Below are 23,900 nucleotides of genomic sequence, written 5' to 3'. Positions count from 1 at the left end.
TAACGTTTTCTTTCGTTTGTTTTAACTCTGAATTTACAGGTTTTATGAGAGCATTTGGAGATTAAGTGGATTAGGAACTCGTAGCGATATCGTAAGCTTGTAATGTTATATAATCGTGTAAATAAAAAGTGATAGAAATTTAAACTAAATATTTATGAAACTCGACGAAAATTATTTAAGCCAATATAAAAGCGACGGTGGCGCTAAACGGGTGACAGCTGCATTTGGCTACTCAATAAAAGGACTTCGCTCCGCGTGGCGAAATGAGCATGCTTTCCGTCAGGAGATGTTGATAGTTTGCCCGGGAATAGTGATCGCTATATGTGCGCCAGTTTCAACAATCGAAAAATTTGCGCTGACAAGTGTCTTGCTGCTTGTTCTGATAGTGGAGTTGCTCAACTCTGCTGTAGAGGCTGTGGTCGACAGAGTATCGCTCGACTATCATATTCTATCAGGGCGAGCGAAGGATCTTGGCAGCGCAGCCGTGTTCATTACGATATTGCTAGCTGCACTGACTTGGGCGATCTTGTTTGCTCCACTCTTGCTATCAAAATTATTGTTATGCGGTTACAACTTAGTGTGAAAACGCCTAACAAGAATGAAATATTTGATGCCTTCATCATTTTTTATTCTCAATTTATCGGAAATTTAACATTATTCTAACTTTGGTGATACGGTTAAAAATTTACTCTGTGTGAATTATTTTGCCTCGTAGGCAATGATTCATTAAGGGTAATCAAATGACGAAGATCTTCCAGAAGCGTCTTAGTGTTTTTTCGGCAATTGTAATCGTTGCTTTGTATTTGTCGATATTTTCGAACTCGGGGTTTTGGGTAGGTTATATCGAATACATCGATGGCATCGATTTTGCTCGCGTTCCGCTACTACTGGGAATGCTCGCTATTCTGGCGCTATTTTTTATAGGAATTCTAACTTTATTTAGTTTTAGTCAGATTTTCAAGCCGGTTGTTATCACGGCCATCGTTATTTCTTCTGGCATTAATTATTTTATACACCAATATGGTATTGCTATAGATAAAACAATGATCCAGAATGTATTTGAGACCGATTTCAATGAGGCAGCAGAGTTGTTAAATTGGAAGATGTTCGTCTACGTTACATTTCTAGGTATTATTCCTTCAATTTGCCTAGCCGGCACAAAGATTATTTATCCTCGCGGCATTGGTGGGATGACGAAGCGTGCCATCTTATTTACTGGTGTGATCTGCGTCGCCATCATATTGTTAGTATTAACGTTCAAGACCTTGGCCCCTACTTTCCGCCAATACCATGAACTGCGGTATAGGCTGACTCCAATGAACCTCATTCAGGCGACTCAAGCCTATGCTAGCATTCGGTTGCGCACGCCCACCGTAGTGAAGGCGCTCGGACGGGATGCAATTAAAGGGCGAACGTGGATCGAAGGGCGAAAGCCAGTAATTTTAGTGATCGTAGTGGGAGAAACCGCCCGGGCCTCAAGCTTCTCGTTGAATGGTTACGCTAATGACACTAATCCGCTACTGTCGCGCCAGAAAGGACTGATTAATTTTACTAATGTCCAATCCTGCGGCACGGCGACCGCCGTCTCCCTGCCATGTTTATTTTCCACGATGGGGCGCACCAATTATGACGCGCTAAAGGCCCGCGGGCAAGAAGGACTGCTGGATGTCTTGTCGCATGCTGGGTTGAGAGTCATATGGCGCAGTAATAATTCAGGATGCAAAGGCGTATGTGACAGGGTTGAGTATCAGGATCTGTCAATTCCAGAACCGGGAGCGGTACATTGTTCAACAGATGAGTGTTACGATGAGCGCCTGCTCGTAGACTTCCCTGACATTATTGGTAAGACCACTAACGACACGGTGCTGGTCCTGCATCAGAAAGGTAGTCACGGACCGGCTTATTCGCTGCGGTATCCTGAGCGTTTCGCGAAATTTGGTCCTGCCTGCACGACGACCGATTTCCAGCAATGCACTCGAGAAGAGATCGTAGCTGCCTATGACAATACCATTCTATACACAGACTACATCCTCAGCCGAACGATCGCTCAACTTGAAGCGGCGGCTAACGTTGGCGTTGCAGATACTGCCATGCTATACGTGTCCGATCACGGAGAATCTTTAGGTGAACGAAATATGTACTTGCATGGCGCACCTTATCTGATCGCACCGCGTGAGCAAACTCATGTGCCAATGGTGATGTGGATGTCTTCCGCCTTCAGCAGCCGCTTTCGCATAGATCAGCAATGTCTCAACGCGCGTCGTCAGCAGGAATTCACTCACGACAATTTTTTTCATTCTGTGTTAGGCATGTTAGACATCAATAGTGCCACCATTAATCCGGCGCTAGATATCTTCAATCCCTGTGTTCGTAAAATCAATCAATGATTGCCTAATTGTCAAGACCCGCTTGGTTATATACGCGCTTAGTGAATAATTCAGGGCGCGCTGCATGCCATTGTTTGAGCGCCTGAATGGGCGTCTGATGCTTCAAGGCGCGCTGCGGAATGTTGTGGTTGTAGATCTTGACGTAATTGCGCAGCGTCGATTCGAGCTCTGCTGCCGATCCGAACCGTGTCTGATTGACGATGTCGCTGATACGCCCATTGAAGCGCTCGACCATGCCATTAGTCTGTGGATGGCGCGGTGGAATCAGGCGATGCTCGATATCGAATTGTTTGCACAGACGGTCGAATAAGTGGCGCCCACTCGGCTCCCTGTTCTTGCCTTTGGCAGTAAATCGCTCGGTGAACTGGCTGCCGTTATCGGTGAGTAGTTTAACGATCTTGACGGGGCAGGCAGCACGCGCCTTGGCCAGAAAATCGGCACTACTGTTCTCGCTCTGGTCGGCGTAGATGTTGATGAAGACCCAGCGCGTGGCGCGGTCGATGGCCACGAACAGGTAACGCCGGGAGGATTCGTCCGGCATCTGCGGCAGGTACTTGATATCGATGTGGATGAAGCCGGGCTCGTAGTCCTTGAAGGTTTTCTTCGTCGCCGGCACGCCATCGTCCTGCTTGACCAAATCGCGCAAGTCAGACACACCATGGCGGCGAAGGCAGCGTCCCAGGCCAGCGCGAGAGACGGCTGGATTGATGAACTCGCGTGTGACTGACAGCAGGTCGTCAGTAGGCAGCAGCAATGTTATGCGCAGCTCCACCACGATCAACTCTTGCTCGGGCGTGAGCGTCGTGTTGAGCGTCTTAGGGCAGTGAGCCGTCGGCCGGGCTGTCACGATCCTGCCATTTCCGGATGGTCTGACGAGTGACGTTGTAGATCCTGGCCAACTCTGCCTGGGGCAACGTGGAATTCTTGATCTCTTCCCGGATCAGGTGTGTAGTACGGGCTTGGCTGTGTAGCGCTTGTGTCATCGGAATATCGGTGAAAAGTCAGGTAGGTGCAGTGTACGCAAAACGTGTCTGGCCTTGAAGAGTGGCCAGCTACGGATGGGTACATGATCCCACGAGTCTAGACATGTAAAGAAGCCATCCATGCAGCTCAGGCGTGTGCTGCGGCTGACATTCGCGAAGATGGTGAAGCCAATTGCGCATGAATCAATCTCGATTGCGCCGATATTTGTAGCGCAACCATGAATGCTTTGGCTCGTGGGTCCGAGCATCACGGTGACTTCTGTACCCTCTGTGCACACATTTGCAGGGCATGTGTGGCGGCGTGTGCAACACATGCCGACAAACATGCTCATTGCGCCGCATGTAAAGCGGCATGTGAAGCTTGTGCAGTTGCATTTGACAAACATGCCCGTGAGCGCCATATCTAAGGTGGTACATGCTGGCGTAGAAGATAGCTCAAGCTACGGACCGCGCCGTCCAGTAGTCGATGACCTGTACTGCTTATAATTTGACGCCCGCGCGGCAAGTACAACCGATTGGCTACTCCCTTTCGTGCTGATGCGAAAGGAAGCATCGCTGACGATGCGGTTCCAATTGTCGCTCAGGCCTGTGCAAAAAAGTGGGAGTGCTATCTCAGCGGCGGGAGCTGGCGCAGCGGGCCGTAACGGAGCGGTAGCCACGGTCGAGTTGGCCAAGCATTCGGCATCGGTCAGGCGTACCACAGGTACAAGGCCAAGCTGGATGCAGAAAACGACTTCATTGCCGACTGGTTGATATGGCTGACGAACAACCAGCGCAATTGGGGCTTCGGGCTGTGCTTCTTGTATCCGCGTAACGTAAATGGCTTTAAATGGACCATAAACGAGTTTACAGGATTTATCGCGAGCTTGAACTGAACTTGCGGATCAAGCCACGCCATCGTCTCGTGCGCGAGAAACCTCTGCCTTTGGCAGTGCAGGTCGCCATCAACCGAAGCTGGTCGATGGACTTCATGCATGATCAGCTCTCCGACGGGCGCCGCATCCGCCTGTCCAACGTGATGGATGGCTTCAATCGGAAAGGCTTGGGAATCGAGGTCGACTTCTCGCTGCCATCTGAACGTGTCATCAGGTCACTGGATCGGATTATCGAATGGCGCGGCGACCGAATGCAATCCGCTGTGACAACGGTCCGGAATACTTTATCGCCGTGACCATGGCTTGGGCTGCCAGACGAGGAATCCGCATCGATTTCATCCAACCCGGCCAGCCCCAGCAAAATGCTTATGCGGAGCGTTATAACAGGACAGTTCGGTACGATCGGTTGGCGCATCACCTGTCGAGACGCTCGACGAAATCCAGGAATTTTCCACACGTTGGTTGTGGACCTACAATCATGACCGGCCGAACGTGGCCCTCGGCGGTATCACGCCCGAACAAAAACTTGCACTTGCCGCTTAACGTCTACTTTTAGCGTGCTCTAAAAATGGGGGGATTACCCCCCCCCCCGATTACGTTTCTTGGTGATCAAAATTAGACAGGCAGCGTTCGTAATGAGAGCTACTGCTCCAACGCTCATCATCAAAGCAGATTCGGGATCGCTGCGAAAGGAGACGCGTCGACCCATTTCACTCAGCGCACCTAGTGCGAGGACAAGCTGAAGCCACCCAGCCACATGGGCCGAATGAGTTTTTAGCGCAGCCGCGCGCCCAACCGCGTATAACGCTAAGCCATAGACGGCTGCGTCGGCGAACATGTCGAGCGAATCGGCTACTAATCCTGCGGATTCTGCAATTAACCCCCATCCGAGTTCGACCACGAACATTACAGCATTTATAGGCAGCAGCAGTAACGTTTTCGCCTCTGACGCGTCTCCCGCTTTATCGGAGCCTCTAGTCGATTGGGACATGTCTGGTCGGGAACCAAGCAGGTGGGCGCCCAAGTCTAAGCGTGTCAGCTTCGACAATATAGGATCGATGTTTCCCGAGTGTGCTACGTGGAGCTGCCTTGCCGAGAGATCGAAGTTGAGCGAATGAATGCCGTCGACATCTGCTACCGCCATGCGGATCATGTTTTCCTCAGACGGGCAGTCCATTTTCGGTATTGCGAGCGTGCTGATCGTGCGTTGTACGGTAGAGCGTGGCTCAGCCGGACGTGAGCTGCGAAGCTCCACGCCCAGTCGCAAAGGTTGAAGAACGTCGAGAAGGACATCTGCGCTCCCATGGTGGAGCACTATGACGGTTCGGGTATTGAGGTCGAAGGCGAAATGATCGATGTCGTCGATTTTGCCCAACGAAATTCTGGGGCGGGCTAACGAGTGCCGCGGCCACGACGAGAGTACTCGACATAATGGTAATAATGTCAGAATTACGGAAGAGGGCGACAGAATAGATATGGTTTACGTAGTATTACTCGACACCTATGGAGGCCTTCATGCCCGACAATTCCCAGATAGCGGTTGCCGTGCAGGCCGACATCGACGCTCTTCGTGAACGCTTTCCGCGAACCTCGGATCTGTATCGGGAAGCCTGCAGCATCATGTTTTTCAGATACGGCCTAACGCCGACCACGAATGCGCTCTACCAGTTCGTCCGCAAGGGAAGCATGTCTGTGCCTAACGAAGCACTAAGGCGGTTCTGGAGCGATCTCAGGGAACGGGCCAGGGTGGACCTGCAGCACGCGGACTTGCCGGACCAGGTCAAGCATTCAGCCGGCCAACTGGTCGGGGAAATCTGGTCGTTGGCCCGCCAGGCGGCTGACGAATCAATCGCAGCCTTGCAGCAGAGCGTGGTCGTCGAGCGCGAAGCGGCACTGGCCGAGAAGGCGACACTGGAAAACCAATTCGCCCAACTGTTATCACAGTTCGAGAACGCTCGCGCCCAGATTGCATCGGCTGAGGCGACAGTTGCGCAACAGCGAGAAGAACTAGGCGCGAGGGCAGCAGTCGAGCGGGAGACGGGGAAGCGGCTTGTCGAATCGCTGGCAGAAATCGAACGGCTGCAAGGCCTCATCGATTCAATGTCCGCAGCACACGTGACCGAGATCGACAAAATAACGGGGCGCGTTGTCCAAGCCGAAAGACGCTACACCGACTTGGAAAAACGTACACTGCTTGACCTGGACCGTGAGCGAACGACGACGTCTAGGTTACAGAAGCAGCTCGATGCAGAACGCAAGGCGTCCGCCTGCCGAATTGAAGGGATACAGGGCCAGGTTCAAACGGCCCAGTTCCAGCTTGCGAGGCAAAGTCAAGAGCTCGGCGGCTATATAGCAAAGACCGAACTACTGGCCGACGAACGCGACCGAGCCGCCCGCCAGGCTGCGGAAAGCGCGCACCAGAGTGCGGAGCTGGGTAGCCAGCTTGCCGCCGAGCGCGCCAGGGTGACTGAGCTTCGCGGACGGCTTGAGCGAACAGCGCCGAAATCGGAATCGGCCAGCGAGGAGTTGGGTTTGGCACGGGCAGCGCGTCGTCAGCGGCGACCCTCACGAAGCAAGCCAGACAAATAGGCCAGGCCTGACGCCAGCGGCCCGAGTCCCACACGCCGATCCGCGAGCTGCAGCCAGTTGTCTCGTCTGTCATCACTGAACATCCGACGCGATTCCGTATCCATAAATACTTCCGTTGTACCTAAAGCTATTGACGTGATGAGTAGGCCATGAAGATTTACCTAAACATATAGACTCGACGGGGAAAACGGGGCTTTGACGCCGAGTCGGTAGATTAAGGTGCCCCGAGTACGGAGTTTTAGGTACGAGCGCTCTGCACTAGCGAAAACACGCAACAGCACGTAAACTACCGTCTGTTCGCATAATCTATATTATGTCAAATAGCATCCGCGTCGCCCGTAGCCTATCGGCCAGGAACTGTCAGCGTGCGAGATAGTGTTCCCAGATTTTGCACACATTCGTTCCTGACCATGAGGCGCAACGCACCGCGTCACTCGTGCGATAGAACGCCTACGTCATGCCTCGCAAGGTGCCCACTCCATTGACATTGACGTACGTGCCAAACCGGCGCAGCGACAGTACGCCGTCACGGCTGACCTGGAGCTGCGCCACACAGTCATCGGCTGACGATCCGGCCACGCCAGAGGTGAGAGTGAATATGGTGGTCGCGCCGTCCTGCTCCAGATGGCTTTTCCAGCTGCTCCTGCTGGCGAGGAAGGTCTGGGCCCGTGCCAGGTAGCGTTCGAGCAGGATGCGCGCGTCGTCACCCGTTCCATCGGTATAGCCTGCGTGCGTGACGAATTGCAGCACCACTTGCGACGGGCGCCCGAAACCCAGCATCTTTCCCTGCGCAAGCCACGCATGCAGCGCACGCTCGACTTCGCCCGGCGATGCAAGGCGATCTCGTAGCTGAGGGCCGTCGATCGTGCCGAATGCCAGCGGCAGGAGCTTCTCGAGAACGCGGTCGGCCAGCGCCTTGCGTGTGTCGGCGGAGGCCTCGAGCGCCAGCATATTGCTGGCGTGCGCGAGATACACCTGGTAGTAGTCGCAGAATTCAGGCACCGTGCGCGCCTGCTCCACTGCCCAGCTAGCAGCCTCCCGGCACAATGCCTCCTGACGTGGGCCAGGTTGGCCAAAGCGCAGGCCCTCCAGCTCGACCAGGGCCAGAAGGTCATTGAATTCACGCACCAGAAACAGGGGGGCTGATTCGACGCCCAGTTTTTGCAGGAACGTCGTGACGCCGCGCAGCTTCTCTGCTGGCACGATGTTGAGCTCGGCCAGCATACTCTGCAACTTTTCCTTCACCACGTCGCTCGCGTCGTCGGTCTCGGCTCTTCCCAGCGTACGCAGGTGATCGGCCCCGAGCGACATCAGCTTTACCGGACTGATCCAGATGCCGAGCCTCGGCAACAGTGTTAGTGGCGAGGCGTGCAACCCCTGCTGGACGGCGGCCACGAGCGCAACTTCATCAGGCAGATCGTAGCGCGACATAGGGCTCGAAATGGCCCAGGTAATCCATTCGGTCGCGCCATCGATGAACATCAGGCTCAGCCGAGCAAGCTCCGACAGATCGGCATGTTTTTGGATCAGACGGCCAGCTACGATTAACGTCATTACAAATTTCCTTCACGAGAACGGCCGGACAATCGGCCAGGAGAATCAATTACTCCAGATCGCCGCCGTCGCATCGTCCGCGGCTTTCACGGCGCGAGTTCCAGTGCCGCCAACCACAGCCTCATACGTCCGCAGCTCATCCAGCATCGCTGGTAATCCCCGCTGACAACACGCATCCGCCAATCCAGGATCAGTGTAGCGGTCATACGGATCGACCAGCCGATAAAATCCGTCAGTCATGATGAGCAGGCTTGCTCCGGGTTCCAGGTCGAAGCTCCGGATGCGCGCGTCGAAAATGCCGTTCGGATGCAGGCACAACACCGCCAGCGCGGGCTGGGAATTCTGGAACTCACGCCGGGCACGCAGCATCGGCAGCATGCGTTCACGCCGTTGTTCCGGATCGCTCAGACCTTCAGCGCGCAGCTTCGCGATCTCGGTCTGCAGCACGGCGTCTTGCGGATTCACAAACGGATCGAGGTCGATGCAGGCGCCAGTTTGCGTGCGCAGCAGGCTCTTGCAATCGCCCAAGCCGTACAGCGTCACACATTGCGCGCCATCCTTTTCGCTGATCCGCATCCAGGTCATGGCCGCGATCGGCCACGCGTGCAACGGCATCGCAGCTTGATTCTTCATGTCGTCGAACCTGGCACGGACACGGTCGACCGCGGCATGCACGCATTCCTGCTGGTTGCGTCTCGGCCGTAATTCCTGCTCCAGTGCCTCGGTAAACGCGTGGACGAACCAAGCGACGTCGCCCTGGACGGGATCAAGGTAATCGTGGTCCGCCACCGACGTTCCGCCGTCGATCACCAGGATGTCGGTGGCGCCTGCATGGGTGAAGACGGCCACATGGTCGTCGTTACGATGTGCAACTGCTCCTGCTGAGATGTGGGCGATCGTCATTGGATGGGCCGGGTTATCCTGTGCTGAGGACTCTACCCGGGCCGAAACCGGAAGACAAGCGCTGGACCGTGATCCCGCACTTAAATCGACAATATATATGCTAATGTCGAGTTAAAGATGTGCCTGATGTCATCGCTTTCGCCATCCGAGCAAGACCTGAACATTACCCTGTTTATACTTGTGGACTCCTGCTGTGCGCAAGTATCCGCCCTGGGCTGTTGCCACCGTCGGCGGACTGCAGCACCAGGTTGGCCTCGCGATCGATGAGCGTATTCAGGTCGATCAGCTCGCGTTGCCGTAGAACTGTCGGCCACCGTAGCGCGGCAGGTCGCTCAGCGCGCCACTCCTGTACACCGCGGTGCGATCGCCCTCTCCTTCCGCCAGGTACGATTCCAGCAGTTCGCCGCGTTCGTCCAGGTCGCCCAGGATGCTGTCCGGAGGGCCGAAGTCGTCGACGACACCGCTGCAGAGCACGAGGGCGTGCCCGTCCGCGGTCCGGCCCGCGATCTCTGCGCGATCATTGATGTCGCCTGCTTCGACAATGCCGTAACCGCCGGCGCCCTTCCCCTCCAGCCAACGTCGTCTGTCGGATCATCCCCCCTCGGACCGATCGTCGGCAGCCACGTAAGCCTGGGTCCAGACTGACGATCAATGCGCCGGCGCCCCGCCGGGCCTGTTCACGTGGCCGGCCGCCGCCAGCCACGCCTCGAACTCGGGCGCCGGGATAGGACGCGCATGCAGGAAGCCCTGGGCCATGTCGCAGCCGTGGGCCTGCAGGAAGGCCTGCTCGGCCTCGGTCTCGACGCCTTCGGCCACCACCATCAGGCGCAGGCTGCGCGCCATGGCCAGCGCGGCCACCACCAGGCCCGCGTGTTCGGCGTCGGTGTCGACGCCGGTCACCAGCGACTTGTCGATCTTGAGCTCGTCGGGCTTCAGGCGGCTGATGTAGCCCAGCGACGAGTAACCGGTGCCGAAATCGTCGATCGCCACCAGCACGCCCATGGATTTCAGCGCGGCCAGGGTGGCGCGGGTCTGTTCGGTGTCGGCCAGCTGGCTTTGTTCGGTGATCTCGACGCACAGGCAACCCGGTTCCAGGCCGGAGGCGCGCAGCGCCGCTTCGACCACCGGCACCAGGCGCCCGGACTTGAACTGGGCCGACGTCACGTTCACACCCATGCGCAGGCCGGGTGCGCCGTCGGCGTTCCAGCGCGCGCCCTGGCGGCATGCTTCGAGAATGGTCCAGGCGCCGATCTCCTCGCTCACCGACGATTCCTCGAGCACCGGCAGGAACAGGTCAGGCATCAAAAGGCCCAGTTCGGGATGGCGCCAGCGCAGCAGGGCTTCGGCGGCGGACGGGAGGCCGTCGGCCAGTGCCACGATCGGCTGGTAGAACATCTCGAGTTCGCCGCGCTCAAGGGCGGTGCGCAGGCCGACAACCAGCCGCACCCGCATCTCCATGCGCGCCGTGAGCTCGGGCCGGTAGAACTGGACGTTGTTGCGGCCCTCCCCCTTGGCGTGGTAGAGGGCGCTGTCGGCGAAGCGCAGCAGCGTGCGGAAATCCTGCGCGTCGTCGGGGAACAGGCTCACGCCCATGCTGACGGCCAGTCGCACCTCGTGGCTCCCGCAGTGGAGCGGACGAGCGCATTCATGGCGCAGCTTGCCGGTCAGCTTGATCACGTCATGCGCGTCGGATACCTCGGACAGCACCACCACGAACTCGTCGCCGCCCATGCGGCCGACGATGTCGATCGCGCGCACGCCGCGAACCAGGCGGGTCGCCAGCTCCTTCAGCACGAGGTCGCCGACCTCGTGGCCATAGCTGTCATTGACGTGCTTGAAATAGTCGAGGTCGATGAAGACCACCGCCAGGCGGGCGCCACGACGGCGCGCCACCGCCAGCTCGCGCTCGACCTGCTCGCCCAGCATCGCGCGGTTCGCCACGCCGGTCAGGGCGTCATGATGGGCCAGGTGGGCCAGCTCTTCCTCTGCGCGTTTGCGTTCGGTGACGTCGTTCACCTGGATCAGGAACTGCTGTGGCTCGTGGTTGGTCGGCAGCAGCGTGGCCGAGACCAGCGCCCATACGGTGCGCCCGTCCTTCGGCCGGTAGCGCCGTTCGTACTGGACCGCGTCGCTGCGCCCTGCGAGCAGGTCCTGCTGGTACTCCCGCTCGATCGCGTTGTCGACGCTGTCGCCGAAGGCATCCTGCGCGGCGCCCACGAGCTCGTCGACTGGCGCTCCCAGCAGGCGGCACATCGCGCGGTTGACACGCACGTAACGGTTGTCGAGGTTAACCAGCGCCAGCCCGAGGGGCGCCTGGTCGAAGGCGCTGCGGAAACGCTGCTCGCTGCGCGCGAGGCGCAGCTCGGCCGCGACGCGTTCGCGCTCGTCGTGCAGCACGATCGCGGTCCCCATCCGGCATGCGCGTTCGTCGCAGATCGGGCCGGCGGAGAAATCCACCGGGATCCGCACCCCGTCAAGGGTCACCAGCACCGCTGCGCCGCTGCGGGAAGCGCCCTCCAGGCGTGTCAGCTCGACCACGGTGCCGGCAGCGTCCTCGAGGCGGATCACGTCGGCGGCGAGCCGGCCGCGCAATTGTCGCGTGCCCAGCAAGTCCTCGGCCGCGGGATTCGCCAGGCCCACCCGGCCCGCGGCGTCGGTGGCGATCACCGCGTCTCCGACGCCGCGCAGAACCGAGCCGAGCCAGCGCTCGTTGTCGCGCTGCGCGCGCTCCAGTTCGGCCTTGCGCAAGGCGACCTCGATCACCGCCCGCAGTTCGCGCGCCTGGAACGGCTTGGTCAGGTAGCCATAGGGCATGGCATGGGTGGCGCGCTCGACGGTCTGGTCGTCGCTGTACGCGGTCAGGAACAGGATCGGAATATGGAGTTCGGCGCCGATCGCGGCGGCGGCGGTGATGCCGTCCATCTCGCCGCGCAGCACGACGTCCATCAGCACCAGGTCGGGCTGACGGGCGCGTGCCTGCGCGATGGCGTCAACGCCGTTGTCGACGCAGCCGCAGACACGGTAGCCCATGTCGCGCAGCTGGCCCGCGATGTCCATGGCGACCACCGCTTCGTCTTCGACCACCAGCAGGCTCGGCGCGTCCTGCAGGGTGTCGGGCAATAACTGGAGCATGATGCCCCCTATCCAGGAATGGAATCGTCGGCGCCCGCGAGCGACGGACGGGACGACGAATCGGGTACCGGACCGGCATCGTGCCCGCCATGGCCGCGCGCGCGGAAGGTGAGCGACACGCAGGCGCCGTCACGGTTTTCGAACGTGAGGCTGGCGAGCAACTGTTCGCTTAGGGCCGCAGCCAGCTTTAGACCCAAGGTCGGTCGCGAAGTTCGTTCGGCTTCTGGTGGCAGTCCGATCCCGTCGTCGCAGACGACCAGTTGCAGGGTGTCGTCGCCCCTTTGCGCAGCGCCGGCCAACGGCGCCAGGCTGATGCGGATGGCCCCGGCGCGCCCGTCAGGAAAGGCATGCTTGAGGCTGTTCGACACGATCTCGTTGAGCAGCAGGCCCAGCGGTACCGCGACGTCGAGTCCCACCTCGACCGGCGCCGCGTCGAGCGCCAGGGCGATGCCGCGTTCCCGCGCAGAGGCGGCGTTGGCAAGCTGGTCGCACAGCTCGCGCATGTAGTCGTCCAGGCGGATGGTGCCGAGTGAGCGCGACTGGTACAGGCGTTCGTGCACCAGCGCCATCGCGCGCACCCGATCGGCCGCTTCCAGCAGGGCTTGTCGCTCCCGCCCCTCTTCCATGGTGCGCGCCTGCAGGTTGAACAGGCTGACGATGAGCTGCAGGTTGTTCTTGACGCGATGATAGAGCTCCTTGAGCAGGGTACTCTTGTCCTTGAACGCCTGGCGCAGCGCTTTCTCCTGTTCCCAGCCGGCGCTGACGTCGCGCACGGTCACGATCAGGAGCGCGCGCTCCGGCAGCGGGTTGGCCATGGCGTCGGCCGCGAAGGCCTGGCCGTCGGGCCGCAGGCCGCGCAGGTGGGTGGTGCCGGCCATGCCGCTCCTGGCCGGGGCGGCGCGCATGCGCTCGTACACCGAGGTCGGCGACTCCCCGCTTTCCACCAGCAGCGCATCCAGCGCCAGCCCTTCCAGCGCGCCGGCGGCGTAACCGAACATGCGCTCGGCCTGGACGTTGGCGCGCGTCACCCGGCCGTCGTGGCCAACCAGCAGGATGCCGTCCGGGGATTCCTCGAAAATGCCTCGCAGGAAGGCTTCATTGCGCTCCACCGCGCGCTTGGCCTCGCGCAGCATCCGTTCGGCGCGCTCGGCCTCGTCGCGCTGGACGGTGCGCTCGTGCAGCAGCGCGGCGGCCTGGACCAGGGCGTGACCAACGTCCAGCGCCTCGTCCAAAGGCAGCGGTGGCAGCACCACCTGTTCGCCATGGCCCAGGGCGATGGCGGGATGCACCAGGCCGCGCAGCGCCGCCTCGATGCGGGTGCCGATCAGTGCTACCAGGCCGGCGCCCAGCGCCAGCAGGGCGCACCCACCGATGACGATCCATTCAAGCGATTGCCAAAGATTGGCATTGAGCGCACTGCGCTGCCGGGCGATCGCCACCGTCCAGGCGGATAGCGACGAATGGCTGAACACGGTCACCCCGCCGGCCTCGTCGACCGTGCCTTCGGAACCCAGCGCGAATCCGGCCGCCAGCGCCTCACTGGCGCGTCGGCCTACCTCGGCGCGCCCGCCGCGGCTGCTCCACACGGTGCGGGCGTTGCCGTCGTAAATCGTGACGGTGGCGCCGGGAGGCGCCTGCTGGCGTTCGAGGATGGCTCCCAGGCGCTCGCCGTAGTACTGCATCGACAGCACGTAGCGGACCTCCCCGGCGCGCACCACCGGCACGTCGACGCTGCTGAGCAGGCGGTTCACGGTGGGGCCCACGTACAGGTCCGACACCGCAGGGCGCCCAGTCTCGAACACGCTGCGGATTTCGCCGGGATCGCCGTGGTGCGGCAGCGGCGCGCCGAACGGCCGGCCTGTATTGATCACCTGGCGCAGGTCTGGACTTGACGCCACCAGCACGTTGCCCGGGCGCGATTGCAGCACCTCGATCGCCTGGGCGTGGAAGGCGCGCAGGTCATGGTTGTCGAGGCTGGGCGAGGTCGCCAGCGCCTGCAGCGCGGCCTGGGCGCTGCCCAGCTCGTGATCGATGGCCAGCATCAGCGCCCGCGCGACGTCCTGCGAGGCGCGCTCGATCCCGGCCTGCTCCCGGCCATAGGAATGCAGGAACAGTGCGACCACGGCAATCGTGGTCGGGACCGTGAAGGCCGCCAGCAGCATGGCCAGCCATTGACGGATGGTCGGGGCGCGGCGACGGAAGTTGTGCGCGGCGATGGGGATGCCCTCCTGAGGACCTCACCCTACGCCGCCCCGCCTGCCGATACAAGCAGGGTCAGCGGTTCTGGTAGCCGCCGAACTGGCGCACCGGACTCCAGGCCGGGGACACCGCCGGCAGCGCCGGGGACAGTGTTTCGAACTGGCCAGCGCCATACACCACCTGCCCGTTCACCACCGTCAGCACGCTTTCCAGGTCCTTGATCTTCTCCACGTCCATGGTGAAATAATCCTGCGGCAGCACCGCGAAGTCGGCGTACTGGCCTTCGACCAGCCTGCCCTTGACGTCTTCTTCGCCGCTCATCCAGGCGCTGCCGCGGGTCATGAGCTTGAGGGCTTCGTGGCGCGTCAACACGTCCCTGGCCTGCCAGGTCGCCAGGCCGCCGGCGGTCTTTCCGGTCACAGCCCAGTAGATCGACGGCCAGGGACCATAGCTGCTCACCCGCGTGCCGTCGGTGCCCAGGCCCACCGGCAGGCCCAGCTCGAGCATCTTGCGGATCGGCGGCAGTTGCCGGGTCTGGGCGCCATAGCGCGCCCGGTAAGCTTCGCCCTGGAAGTACATGCGGTTCTGCACCGCCACGCCACCGCCCAGCGCCTTGATGCGTTTCAGCTGGTCGTCGGTCACCGTCTCGGCGTGGTCGACGATCCAGCGCAGGCCGGCCAGCGGCGTGCTGCGGTTGACCTTTTCGATCACGGCCAGGTCGCGCTCGATGCTTTCGCCATAGGTGGCGTGGATGCGGAACGGCCAGCGGTTCTTGACCAGCAGGGTCACCACGCGCTCGAGTTCGTCTTCCATATGGTGCGGCAGCTCGGGCCGCGGCTCCAGGAAGTTCTCGAAGTCGGCCGCGCTCGAGACCAGGTTCTCGCCTGCGCCCTCGGTGGTGAAGCCGTTGGCGTAGAACAGGTGGTCGTTGCGGTTCGGCTTGGTCATCCCGATCCAGCGCTCGTAGTCTTCCAGCTCCTTGCCGGCCTTCTGGGCGAACAGGTAATACGCGGTGCGCACACTGAGCTTGCCCTCTTTGGCAAGTTCGATCGTCACGCCGTAATCGTCCGGATAGGCCTGGCCGCCACCGCCGGCATCGACGGCGCTGGTCATCCCCAGGCGGTTCAGGTCGCGGTAGAAGTGCAAGGTCGAGTTGCGCTGGTCGGCACGATCGAGCTTGTTGGTCCTGGCCAGGGTCGAGTACAGGATCATGGCGTTCGGCTTGGCCAGCAGCAGCCCGGTCGGCTTGCCGGCGGCGTCGAGTTCCAGTTCGCCCTCGGGGTATGTCGTCTCTTTGGTATAGCCGAGCGTCTCGATGCCCTTCCGGTTCAGGAAGGCCTTGCCATACAAATAGAGGATGAAGACCGGCTTGTCGGGCACCGCGGCATTGATCTCGGCCAGCGTGGGCAGGCGTTTTTCGGCGAACTGGTGTTCGGTCCAGCCGCCCACGACCTTGACCCACTGGCCCTCGGGCGTGCGCGCCGCCTGCTCCTTGAGCATTTCCATCGCCCGCTTCAGGCTGCGCACGCCGTCCCAGCGCACTTCCATATTGTAGTTCAGGCCCGCGCGGATCACGTGGGTGTGGGAGTCGTTCAGGCCCGGGATCACGGTGCGCCCGCCGACGTCGACGACCCGGGTGTCTTTGCGTTTGAGGCGCAATACCTGCTCGTTGCTACCGGTGGCGGCGATCTTGCCGTCCTTGACCGCCAGCGCCTGCACGAATTCTTCCTTCCCTTCACCTTCCCCCGCCATGGTCGCGATCTTGCCGTTGGTGATGATCAGGTCGGCCTGGGCCTGGGCGGTCGACGCGGCCAGGATGCCGGCGGCGAACAGTGCGAGGGCGAGTTGATTCATGGTTTGACTCCGTGTTGGTTGGACAGCGTCCAGTATCGGTCGTCGCCACCAATGTTGAAAAGCGGATAATTTTGACGATGGCATTCGATTTCATCGACCGTCCCGGCCGGGACGCTGAGGGTGCGCACGGAAGGCCGACGGCGGTTTGCATGCGATCCTTGGCTGCGTGACAATGGACCCACACGAACTGATCACTCAAAGGAAGAGCATGAACATCACGGTCCAGAATACCGCCCCCGATACCGCGCGCATTACCCTGGTCGGCGAGCTGCACGATGGCAGTTTCAAGGCGAAGGTGATGACCGAGACCGCCGTGCCGTACACGCCGTACTGGGACAATCTGCTCGAGCAGCGCATCATCTATATCCAGCCCGACGATGAGCAGCTGGGTTCGATCGTGGCGGCGCTGAACGAACGCCGTCTGTCACTCGACGAGTTGCAGAATTACGGCAGCTCGGATGGCGGGACCTCGTCGATCCCGGTCTGACTCTACAGAATGCCCTTGCCGCCGGCGCCGAGGATTTCGTCGTGGCGTTCCTTGTCGGTCTTGTGCAGATAGCCGGCGGTGGTGGCGATATTGGCGTGGCCGGCCGTGTCCTGGAGGGTCTTGAGCTGCACCCCGCTATTGGCGTGGTTGGTCAGCATGCTGTGGCGTAGCCAATGCGGTGACGCCTGGCGCAGCATGGACGCGCTGTCGCCGTCGCCCCGCGCCGCCGCCTCGCTGGCGGCCAGCTGGAAGATCGCCTTCAGCGCCTCGGACGCCGCCTCGTCGGTGACGCGCACGTGGTCGCGCGTGCGGCTCGACAGCACCAGCGGCATATGGTCGCCGCGGCTGGTCTGCTCCAGCAGGCCGAAGGCGCGCCGGTAGTCGCGATAGGCGGCCAGCGTGGCCGGCGGCACCGGCAGCCGGCGCGGCTTGTTGCCTTTGCCCAGGACATCCAGCCACCAGCGGCCGTCGCCCTCGCTGTAGATCGAACCCATGCGGGCACTGACGATCTCGTTGAGGCGCGCGCCGGTCTGGGCGAAGGCGATCAGCAGGAAACGGTCGCGGGCGCGCTGGCGCGCCGCGGCTTCGGAATCGGCGTCGCGCGCCTCGGCCGCAGCCAGCGCATAGGCCAGCGCGGCCGGCGTCAGGTAGCGCGTGATGCGGCCGGCATGCGGCGCCCGGACATTGCGCACCAGCCGCGCCGGGTTGCGGCGCAGGTAGCCGGTGTGCTCGGCGAATGCCAGCAAGCCCTTGATGGCGATCATGGACTGGCGCCGGCTGGTGTCGGACAGCGGGCCGGAGAATGGGCGGTAGCGCGCATCGTTGCGCGGCCATTTGGTGGTGCATACCCATTCCGGTGGCGGGTTGCGGATGAACTCCTTGTAGGCGTTCAGGTCGGCCACGTTCAGCTGCTGGAAGGTCTTTTTCGCTTCTTCGCGGCACCAGGTCAGGAAGCGGTACAGCTCCTTTTGCAGGTTGGCGATCGACTTGGGGCTCAGTTCGCCGTGCGATATGTACTCGCGCGCCAGTTCGGCGTCGTTGCGGGCCGAGGTGACCGGTTCGTCGTGCACGCCGGAGAAGATGCCCGTATCCGGACGACTTGCCGCCGCCCGGTCGGGATGTTCCGTGGGCAGCGGGTCAAGGTCGATCGGCAGAAAGACGGGCATGGTGGCGCAATAAAGAACTGTATGGATATACAGTATAGCACCACGTCTCCGGCACAGGAAGGGATATCGGACAGATCCGTATTAAGCGGCCGCGGCCATGCGCCGGCATGCGTCGGCGCATTCGCGGCAGGCCGCGGCGCATGCCTGGCAGTGGTCCATCGGGTGCTTTGCGCACTCCTCGGCGCAGCGGTCGCAGGCCTCGGCGCAGACGCCGCACAGGGCTGCGGCGCTCTCGCCGCCGCGCGCCATGACGGCCGCCGCCAGGCGGCACAGCTGGGCGCAGTCGATGTCGAGGGCAATGCAGCGCGCCATCATCTTGACGTCTTCCTCGCGCAGGCAGGCCCCGGCGCAGCGGTCGCAGGCGTCGGCACAGGCATTGCAGGCCGCGATGCAGGCGGCGTAGTCGGGGCTTTCCATGGCAGTCTCCAGAAATGGTTGATGGGGCCACCCTAACATTCGACCGGCGCCGTTCGCGCACGATACCGGCGAGCATGTTCATGCGCCACGCTCCTACAGCAATTCCCTACCGCCGCCGATACCCGTGCCGCCCCCGAGCGGCCACCATCGGTGGATCACAAACCAACATGACAGGAGGCTTAGATGACCCAATCCACATCGACACCCCAGGGCAAACCGGACGACGGCGCCGTGACCGTCGGCGTCGGCGGCCAGACCAGCGGCCAACAAGGCGCCACGCCCAGCCATGAGAGCCAGACCGAGACCGGCGGCAACGGTGGACCGGGCCTGACCCGCAACCAGTCCGGCCCCTACGTCAACGCGCCGGACGGCGCCGAAGAACTCGCGCCCGGCACGGCCGACGTCAATGTCGAGACGCTCGATGCGGCGCCGCGCACGGAATCGGTGGATGCGGCGATGACCCATGCCAATCCGGGCGCCCAGGATACCCGCGCCAGCCAGGCTGGGCCAAGGGAGACCGGCCTGGGGACGCCCGAGACAGGCGGGAACCAAGACGAGCGGGATCTGCCGCCGGCCCAGCCGTGATCAAGCGCCCGCCTGGCGGCGGGCCAGCCTGGTCCACCACACCCAGGACACGATCGCATTGACCCAGAAGCACAGGTAAAGAAAGGCCGTCAGGTAGAGCCCGCGGCTGTAGTACAACGGCACGGCGATGGTATTGACCAGCAGCCACACCGGCCAGTTCTCGATGCGCCGCTGCATCATCAGGAGCTGGGCGATGACGCTGAACACCAGCACCGCCGAATCGATGAAGGGCGCGTAGGCATTCGTATAAAAATGCAGCAAGGCGCCGTAGGCGGCGGTGGCGGCGATCCCGGCCGGGATCATCCATGCCAGGCTGCGCCAGCCGGCGTGGGTGATCGGCAGCGGCGCGCCGTTGTTGCCGTGCAGCCAGCGCCACCAGCCCAGCGCCCCGGTGCCGACGAAGAACATCTGCAGCACGACGTCGGCATATAAATGGTTTTGGGCGAACAACACGCCGAACAGCGTGCAGCCGACGATGCCCGTCCACCAGGTGTGGACGTGGTTGCGGCCAGCCAGCAGGATGGCGGCGGCCGTGAAGGCGTTGGCCGCCAGTTCGAGCGGGCTCGGGATCATGTGCGCTCCAGGATTCGGGAGCGCTACTGTAAGGCAGACGTGTGCCCTGCTGCAAGAATTACAGCTTGATGGTCCCGTGCTCGCCGTCCACGTCCGGCTGGGTGCCGGTCACGGCCGCCTTGGCCATGGCGAACAGGCGCACCATCTTGCTGTCGTTCGAGTCCCAATATTCGGCGGCATGCGGATCGACCCGCACCAGCACGGCGTGCTGGTCTTCCGGGCCGGCCGGGAACCAGGCCTGCACCATCGGATTCCAACGGGCCTGGACTTGCGCCCGGTCGACCACCCGTTCGGCGCGGCCGCTGACCGAGACATAGGTGCTGTTCTCGTTGTCGGCGAAGCTGACGTTGACCTCGGGCTGGTGTCCAATGCTGTCCCACAGTTCGGTGGTCGAATTGACGAAGAACCACAGGCCGCCTTCGGCATCGATGTCCTGCTTGGTCATCGGCTGGCTGACCAGGTGGTCGTACTGGTCGCGGAAGGTGAACATGGCGAAGCGCATCGAGCCGATCCTGTCGGCGAGCGCGGCTGCGTGGTGACGGTCTGCGGTCATGGTATGTCCTTGATGGGTGGCTAAAACCTCATCCTAACGTGCCTGCGGGCCGCCTCTCGGTGCGCGGCCGTACACTGATCAGCAAGGTGGACACCTTCCCCGGGCCTGACGTAAAGACCACAAATGGCTTATAGTGATGCCTCTGTACAAATATGACATTGCCATGAAATTTGACGTCGCGATCGTCGGCAGCGGCCTGGCCGGCCTGTCCGTTGCCCTGCACCTGGCCGAGACCCGCAAGGTCGCCATCATCTCGAAGCGCGCACTGCGCGATGGCGCCAGCAGCTGGGCCCAGGGCGGGATCGCCGCCGTCCTCGATTCGGGCGACAGTCATGACCAGCACATCGACGACACCCTGGTCGCCGGCGCCGGCCTGTGCGACGAAGGCGCGACCCGCACCATCGTCGAGGGCGGCCGCGCCGCGATCGAATGGCTGATCGAGCAAGGCGTGCCGTTCACCCGCGACGCCACGGCCGAACTGGGCTTCCACCTGACCCGCGAAGGCGGCCATAGCCAGCGCCGCATCATCCATGCCGCCGACGCCACCGGCCACGCGGTGCAGGTGACCCTGGAACAGAAGGTGCGCGCGCATCCGAATATCGCCCTGTTCGAGCACCACGTGGCGATCGACGTCATTACCTCCGACAAGCTGGGCGCGCCGGCGCTGGTGGGCCAGCCGCAATGCTATGGCCTGTATGTGCAGGATATCGAGAGCGGCCAGGTGCTGACCTTCGAGGCCGAACACACGGTGCTGGCCACCGGCGGCGCCGGCAAGGTCTACCTGTACACCACCAATCCCGACACCGCCACCGGCGACGGCATCGCCATGGCATGGCGCGCCCGCTGCCGGGTGTCGAACATGGAGTTCATCCAGTTCCATCCGACCTGCCTGTACCATCCCTACGCCAAATCCTTCCTGATCACCGAGGCGATCCGCGGCGAAGGCGGATTGCTCAAGCTGCCGCGCGAAGCCGGCGCCGTGGCCGGCACCCGCTTCATGCCGGCCCACGACGAGCGCGGCGAACTGGCCCCGCGCGACGTCGTCGCCCGCGCGATCGACTTCGAGATGAAGAAGCGCGGCCTGGATCACGTGGACCTGGACATCAGCCACCAGGATCCGGCCTTCCTCAAGGAGCACTTCCCGACGATTTACGCGCGCTGCCTGGAGCTCGGCATCGACATCACGCGCGAGCCGATCCCCGTCGTGCCGGCCGTGCACTTTACCTGCGGCGGCGTGGTCACCGACCTGGCCGGACGCACCGACATCCCCGGCCTGTACGCGGTGGGCGAAACCGCCTGCACCGGCCTGCACGGCGCCAACCGCCTGGCCAGCAATTCGCTGCTGGAATGCGTGGTGGTGGGGCGCGCCTGCGCCGAGCATATTGCTGGCAGCAGCCCGGTCGAGCATCCGGCCTTGCCGGCCTGGGACGAAAGCCGGGTCACCAATGCCGACGAAGAAGTGGTCATTGCGCACAACTGGGACGAGCTGCGCCGTTTCATGTGGAATTACGTCGGCATCGTGCGCACCACTAAGCGCCTCGAGCGGGCCGAGCACCGCATCAAGCTGCTCAAGGAAGAGATCGACGAGTATTACCGCAACTTCCGCATCACGCCCGACCTGCTGGAGCTGCGCAACCTGGTCGAGGTGGCGCACCTGATCGTCAAGAGCGCGCTGTCGCGCCACGAAAGCCGCGGCCTGCACTATTCGCGCGATTTCCCGGACACCCTGCCGAAGGCGCTGCCGAGCGTCCTGACGCCGCGCCGCCGCTGAGATGTCGACGCCTGGCTACCGGCTGAACCCCGCCACCGCCCTGCTCCTGACCATCCCGCCCGTGCTATGGGCCGGCAACGCCATCGTCGGGCGGCTGGTGCGCGACGCGGTGCCGCCGATGACGCTCAACCTGATTCGCTGGTCGATCGCGCTGGCGGTGCTGCTGCCGCTGGGGCGGGCCGCCCTGCGCGCCGGCAGCGGTGTATTGACCAACTGGAAGCGCTACAGCATGCTCGGCCTGCTGGGCGTCGGCCTGTACAACTCATTGCAATATCTGGCGCTGCAGAGTTCGTCCCCGATCAACGTGACCCTGGTCGCCTCCGGCGTTCCGGTGTGGATGCTGCTGGTCGGGCGGCTGTTTTTCGGCATCCCGGTCAAGCGCAGGCAGGTCGCGGGAGCGGTGCTGTCGATCGCCGGTGTGCTCGTCGTGATGTGCCGCGGCTCGCTGGCCGAGCTGGCGGCGCTGCGGCTGGTGTCGGGCGACGTGTACATGATCCTGGCCACCATTGCCTGGTCCTTCTATAGCTGGCTGCTGATGCAGCAAAAGGACGTGCCCGCGCTGCGTGCGGACTGGGCCGCCTTCCTGCTGGCCCAGGTCGGGTTCGGCGTGCTGTGGTCGGCCGCGCTGGCCGGCGGCGAATGGGCGATCCAGGACGTGCACATCGCCTGGAGCTGGCCGGTCGTCGCCGCCCTGCTGTACGTGGCGATCGGCCCGGCCATCATCGCCATGCGCTGCTGGGGCGCCGGCGTGCAGCGCGCCGGGCCGAGCCTGGGCGCCTTCTTCATCAACCTGACGCCGCTGTTCACCGCGCTGCTGTCGTCGGCGTTTCTCGGCGAGGCGCCGCACCTGTATCATGTGGTGGCATTCGGCATGATCGTGGGCGGGATCGCGGTATCCGCCAGATAAGCGGCGCTGACCCGGGGAATCGTGTGTAGTGTTCCGATTGCCGATGTTACGATCCCATGCATGGGAGGAAAAAGCGGCATGGCAGAAGGTCTCAGCACTCAAGACGGCGTCGACGCGCTGGCCTCTTTCTTGGCAAGGCACCCTCGTACCCTGGTCCTGACCGGCGCCGGCCTGTCGACCGCCTCCGGCATCCCCGATTACCGCGACCGTGACGGCGTGCGCCGCGGCCGCCTGCCGATCCAGGGTCCGGAGTTCCGGCGCGACGTGGCGATCCAGCGCCGCTATTGGGCGCGCAGCATGGTCGGCTGGCCGCTGCTGGCGCGCGCCAGGCCCAACGACGGGCACCGGGCGCTCGCCGCCCTCGAAGCGGCCGGCAAGCTCGGTTTCATCCTGACCCAGAACGTCGACGGCCTGCACCAGCAGGCCGGCAGCCACGCCCTGCTCGAATTGCACGGCAATATCCATCATGTGAGTTGCCTGGCCTGCCATGCGCGCTTTCCCCGTGCTTTCGTGCAGACCCAGCTCGAATTCGCCAATCCGGCCCTGCTGCAGGCGATGGCCACCCCGCTGCCCGACGGCGACGCGGCGCTCGATCCCGATGCCGTGAGCGGCGTCGCCATTCCCGCCTGCGTCCACTGTGGCGGGGTCTTGATGCCCGACGTCGTGTTTTTCGGCGATAACGTGCCGCCCAGCCGCACGGCCTGCGCACTGGCCCAGATGGAGGCGGCCGACGCGTTGCTGGTGGTCGGTTCGTCGCTGATGGTGTATTCGGGTTTCCGCTTCTGCCGGCTGGCGCAGGCGGCGGGCAAGCCGATCGCCGCCATCAACCTCGGCCGCACCCGCGCGGACGACATGCTGGCGCTCAAGGTCGAGGCCTCGGCCGAGCAGATCCTGCCGCACGTGGCGCGGCTGCTGGATGCGAACCGGCCAGCGCCGCCACTTGACCTTATCGACCATCGGGGACC

At 62.4% G+C, this 23,900-nt stretch carries 19 protein-coding genes and 3 pseudogenes; 10 read left to right on the top strand and 12 right to left on the bottom strand.

The features are described 5' to 3' along the window. Nucleotides 1-154: 154 nt before the first annotated feature. Nucleotides 155-583, top strand: coding sequence for a diacylglycerol kinase (locus DIR46_RS26055; RefSeq protein WP_109347830.1), 429 nt, complete (start codon nucleotides 155-157; stop codon nucleotides 581-583). Between the two features lie 157 nt (nucleotides 584-740). After that, nucleotides 741-2,387: a phosphoethanolamine transferase gene (locus DIR46_RS26050; RefSeq protein ID WP_109347829.1), complete on the top strand. Its 1,647-nt coding sequence runs from the start codon at nucleotides 741-743 to the stop codon at nucleotides 2,385-2,387. 4 nt (nucleotides 2,388-2,391) lie between these two features. Here DIR46_RS26050 and DIR46_RS26045 read toward each other — a convergent pair. Continuing rightward, nucleotides 2,392-3,370 (bottom strand): annotated as a pseudogene (locus DIR46_RS26045) (IS481 family transposase). 182 nt (nucleotides 3,371-3,552) lie between these two features. Between DIR46_RS26045 and DIR46_RS28110 the strand changes: the two are divergent. Both DIR46_RS28110 and DIR46_RS27540 read left to right on the top strand, forming a co-directional pair. Beyond that, nucleotides 3,553-3,777, top strand: coding sequence for a four-helix bundle copper-binding protein (locus DIR46_RS28110; protein ID WP_502561181.1), 225 nt, complete (start codon nucleotides 3,553-3,555; stop codon nucleotides 3,775-3,777). A 170-nt stretch (nucleotides 3,778-3,947) separates the two neighbouring features. Continuing rightward, nucleotides 3,948-4,788 (top strand): annotated as a pseudogene (locus DIR46_RS27540) (IS3 family transposase); the annotation flags it as partial. Between the two features lie 34 nt (nucleotides 4,789-4,822). On the opposite strand, the gene DIR46_RS26030 reads toward DIR46_RS27540, so the two are convergent. After that, the gene (locus DIR46_RS26030; protein WP_205289046.1) at nucleotides 4,823-5,620 is read right to left on the bottom strand and encodes a cation transporter; all 798 of its coding nucleotides are present in this window, start codon (nucleotides 5,618-5,620) and stop codon (nucleotides 4,823-4,825) included. A gap of 140 nt (nucleotides 5,621-5,760) precedes the next feature. Between DIR46_RS26030 and DIR46_RS26025 the strand changes: the two genes are divergently transcribed. Next, the gene (locus DIR46_RS26025) at nucleotides 5,761-6,834 is read left to right on the top strand and encodes a DNA-binding protein (RefSeq protein ID WP_162819649.1); all 1,074 of its coding nucleotides are present in this window, start codon (nucleotides 5,761-5,763) and stop codon (nucleotides 6,832-6,834) included. 450 nt (nucleotides 6,835-7,284) lie between these two features. Here the strand turns inward: DIR46_RS26025 and DIR46_RS26020 are convergent, their stop codons facing one another. The 6 genes from DIR46_RS26020 to DIR46_RS25995 all read right to left on the bottom strand — a co-directional run bounded on the left by DIR46_RS26020 (nucleotide 7,285) and on the right by DIR46_RS25995 (nucleotide 16,476). Continuing rightward, nucleotides 7,285-8,388, bottom strand: a complete 1,104-nt coding sequence (locus tag DIR46_RS26020) for a hypothetical protein (protein ID WP_109347825.1) — start codon at nucleotides 8,386-8,388, stop codon at nucleotides 7,285-7,287. A gap of 45 nt (nucleotides 8,389-8,433) precedes the next feature. Continuing rightward, nucleotides 8,434-9,291, bottom strand: a complete 858-nt coding sequence (locus DIR46_RS26015; protein WP_109347824.1) for a protein phosphatase 2C domain-containing protein — start codon at nucleotides 9,289-9,291, stop codon at nucleotides 8,434-8,436. A gap of 282 nt (nucleotides 9,292-9,573) precedes the next feature. Next, a complete protein-coding gene (locus tag DIR46_RS26010) occupies nucleotides 9,574-9,765 on the bottom strand; it encodes a hypothetical protein (RefSeq protein ID WP_109347823.1) in 192 nt (63 codons plus the stop codon). 174 nt (nucleotides 9,766-9,939) lie between these two features. After that, nucleotides 9,940-12,423 carry a two-component system response regulator gene (locus DIR46_RS26005; RefSeq protein WP_109347822.1) on the bottom strand — a complete coding sequence of 828 codons (2,484 nt, stop codon included), beginning with the start codon at nucleotides 12,421-12,423 and terminating at the stop codon, nucleotides 9,940-9,942. Nucleotides 12,424-12,431: 8 nt separating this feature from the next. Beyond that, nucleotides 12,432-14,585 (bottom strand): sensor histidine kinase, encoded by a 2,154-nt coding sequence (locus tag DIR46_RS26000; RefSeq protein WP_109347821.1) that lies wholly within the window; start codon nucleotides 14,583-14,585, stop codon nucleotides 12,432-12,434. Nucleotides 14,586-14,697: 112 nt separating this feature from the next. Next, complete coding sequence (locus DIR46_RS25995; RefSeq protein WP_109347820.1) at nucleotides 14,698-16,476, bottom strand: amidohydrolase; 1,779 nt, start codon at nucleotides 16,474-16,476, stop codon at nucleotides 14,698-14,700. A 208-nt stretch (nucleotides 16,477-16,684) separates the two neighbouring features. Here DIR46_RS25995 and DIR46_RS25990 point away from each other — a divergent pair, with 208 nt between their 5' ends. Beyond that, nucleotides 16,685-16,963: a hypothetical protein gene (locus DIR46_RS25990; RefSeq protein ID WP_109347819.1), complete on the top strand. Its 279-nt coding sequence runs from the start codon at nucleotides 16,685-16,687 to the stop codon at nucleotides 16,961-16,963. A 2-nt stretch (nucleotides 16,964-16,965) separates the two neighbouring features. Here DIR46_RS25990 and DIR46_RS25985 read toward each other — a convergent pair whose 3' ends face one another. Then, nucleotides 16,966-18,129, bottom strand: a complete 1,164-nt coding sequence (locus DIR46_RS25985) for a tyrosine-type recombinase/integrase (protein ID WP_109347818.1) — start codon at nucleotides 18,127-18,129, stop codon at nucleotides 16,966-16,968. Nucleotides 18,130-18,210: 81 nt separating this feature from the next. Then, on the bottom strand, nucleotides 18,211-18,546 hold the full coding sequence (locus DIR46_RS25980; protein ID WP_109347817.1) for a four-helix bundle copper-binding protein: 336 nt from the start codon (nucleotides 18,544-18,546) through the stop codon (nucleotides 18,211-18,213). A gap of 183 nt (nucleotides 18,547-18,729) precedes the next feature. Here DIR46_RS25980 and DIR46_RS25975 point away from each other — a divergent pair, with 183 nt between their 5' ends. Further along, on the top strand, nucleotides 18,730-19,131 hold the full coding sequence (locus DIR46_RS25975; RefSeq protein WP_109347816.1) for a hypothetical protein: 402 nt from the start codon (nucleotides 18,730-18,732) through the stop codon (nucleotides 19,129-19,131). Here the strand turns inward: DIR46_RS25975 and pnuC are convergent, their stop codons facing one another. After that, nucleotides 19,132-19,701, bottom strand: coding sequence for a nicotinamide riboside transporter PnuC (pnuC, locus tag DIR46_RS25970; protein ID WP_205289205.1), 570 nt, complete (start codon nucleotides 19,699-19,701; stop codon nucleotides 19,132-19,134). It abuts the gene before it with no gap. A 61-nt stretch (nucleotides 19,702-19,762) separates the two neighbouring features. Further along, on the bottom strand, nucleotides 19,763-20,257 hold the full coding sequence (locus tag DIR46_RS25965) for a pyridoxamine 5'-phosphate oxidase family protein (protein WP_109347814.1): 495 nt from the start codon (nucleotides 20,255-20,257) through the stop codon (nucleotides 19,763-19,765). Nucleotides 20,258-20,420: 163 nt separating this feature from the next. Here DIR46_RS25965 and nadB point away from each other — a divergent pair, with 163 nt between their 5' ends. The 3 genes and pseudogenes from nadB to DIR46_RS25950 form a co-directional block, all read left to right on the top strand. Continuing rightward, entirely contained in the window at nucleotides 20,421-22,028 is a 1,608-nt protein-coding gene (nadB, locus tag DIR46_RS25960; RefSeq protein WP_109348162.1) for an L-aspartate oxidase, read from the top strand. A gap of 1 nt (nucleotide 22,029) precedes the next feature. After that, a complete protein-coding gene (locus DIR46_RS25955; protein WP_109347813.1) occupies nucleotides 22,030-22,935 on the top strand; it encodes a DMT family transporter in 906 nt (301 codons plus the stop codon). Between the two features lie 78 nt (nucleotides 22,936-23,013). Next, nucleotides 23,014-23,898: pseudogene (locus tag DIR46_RS25950) on the top strand (NAD-dependent protein deacetylase); the annotation flags it as partial. Between the last annotated feature and the right edge of the window lie 2 nt (nucleotides 23,899-23,900).

Origin of the sequence: Massilia oculi (assembly GCF_003143515.1) — a bacterium.
GTDB lineage: Bacteria > Pseudomonadota > Gammaproteobacteria > Burkholderiales > Burkholderiaceae_D > Telluria > Telluria oculi.
Note: the sequence above shows the minus strand (reverse complement) of the source record. Positions and strands in the feature narration are given on the sequence as shown.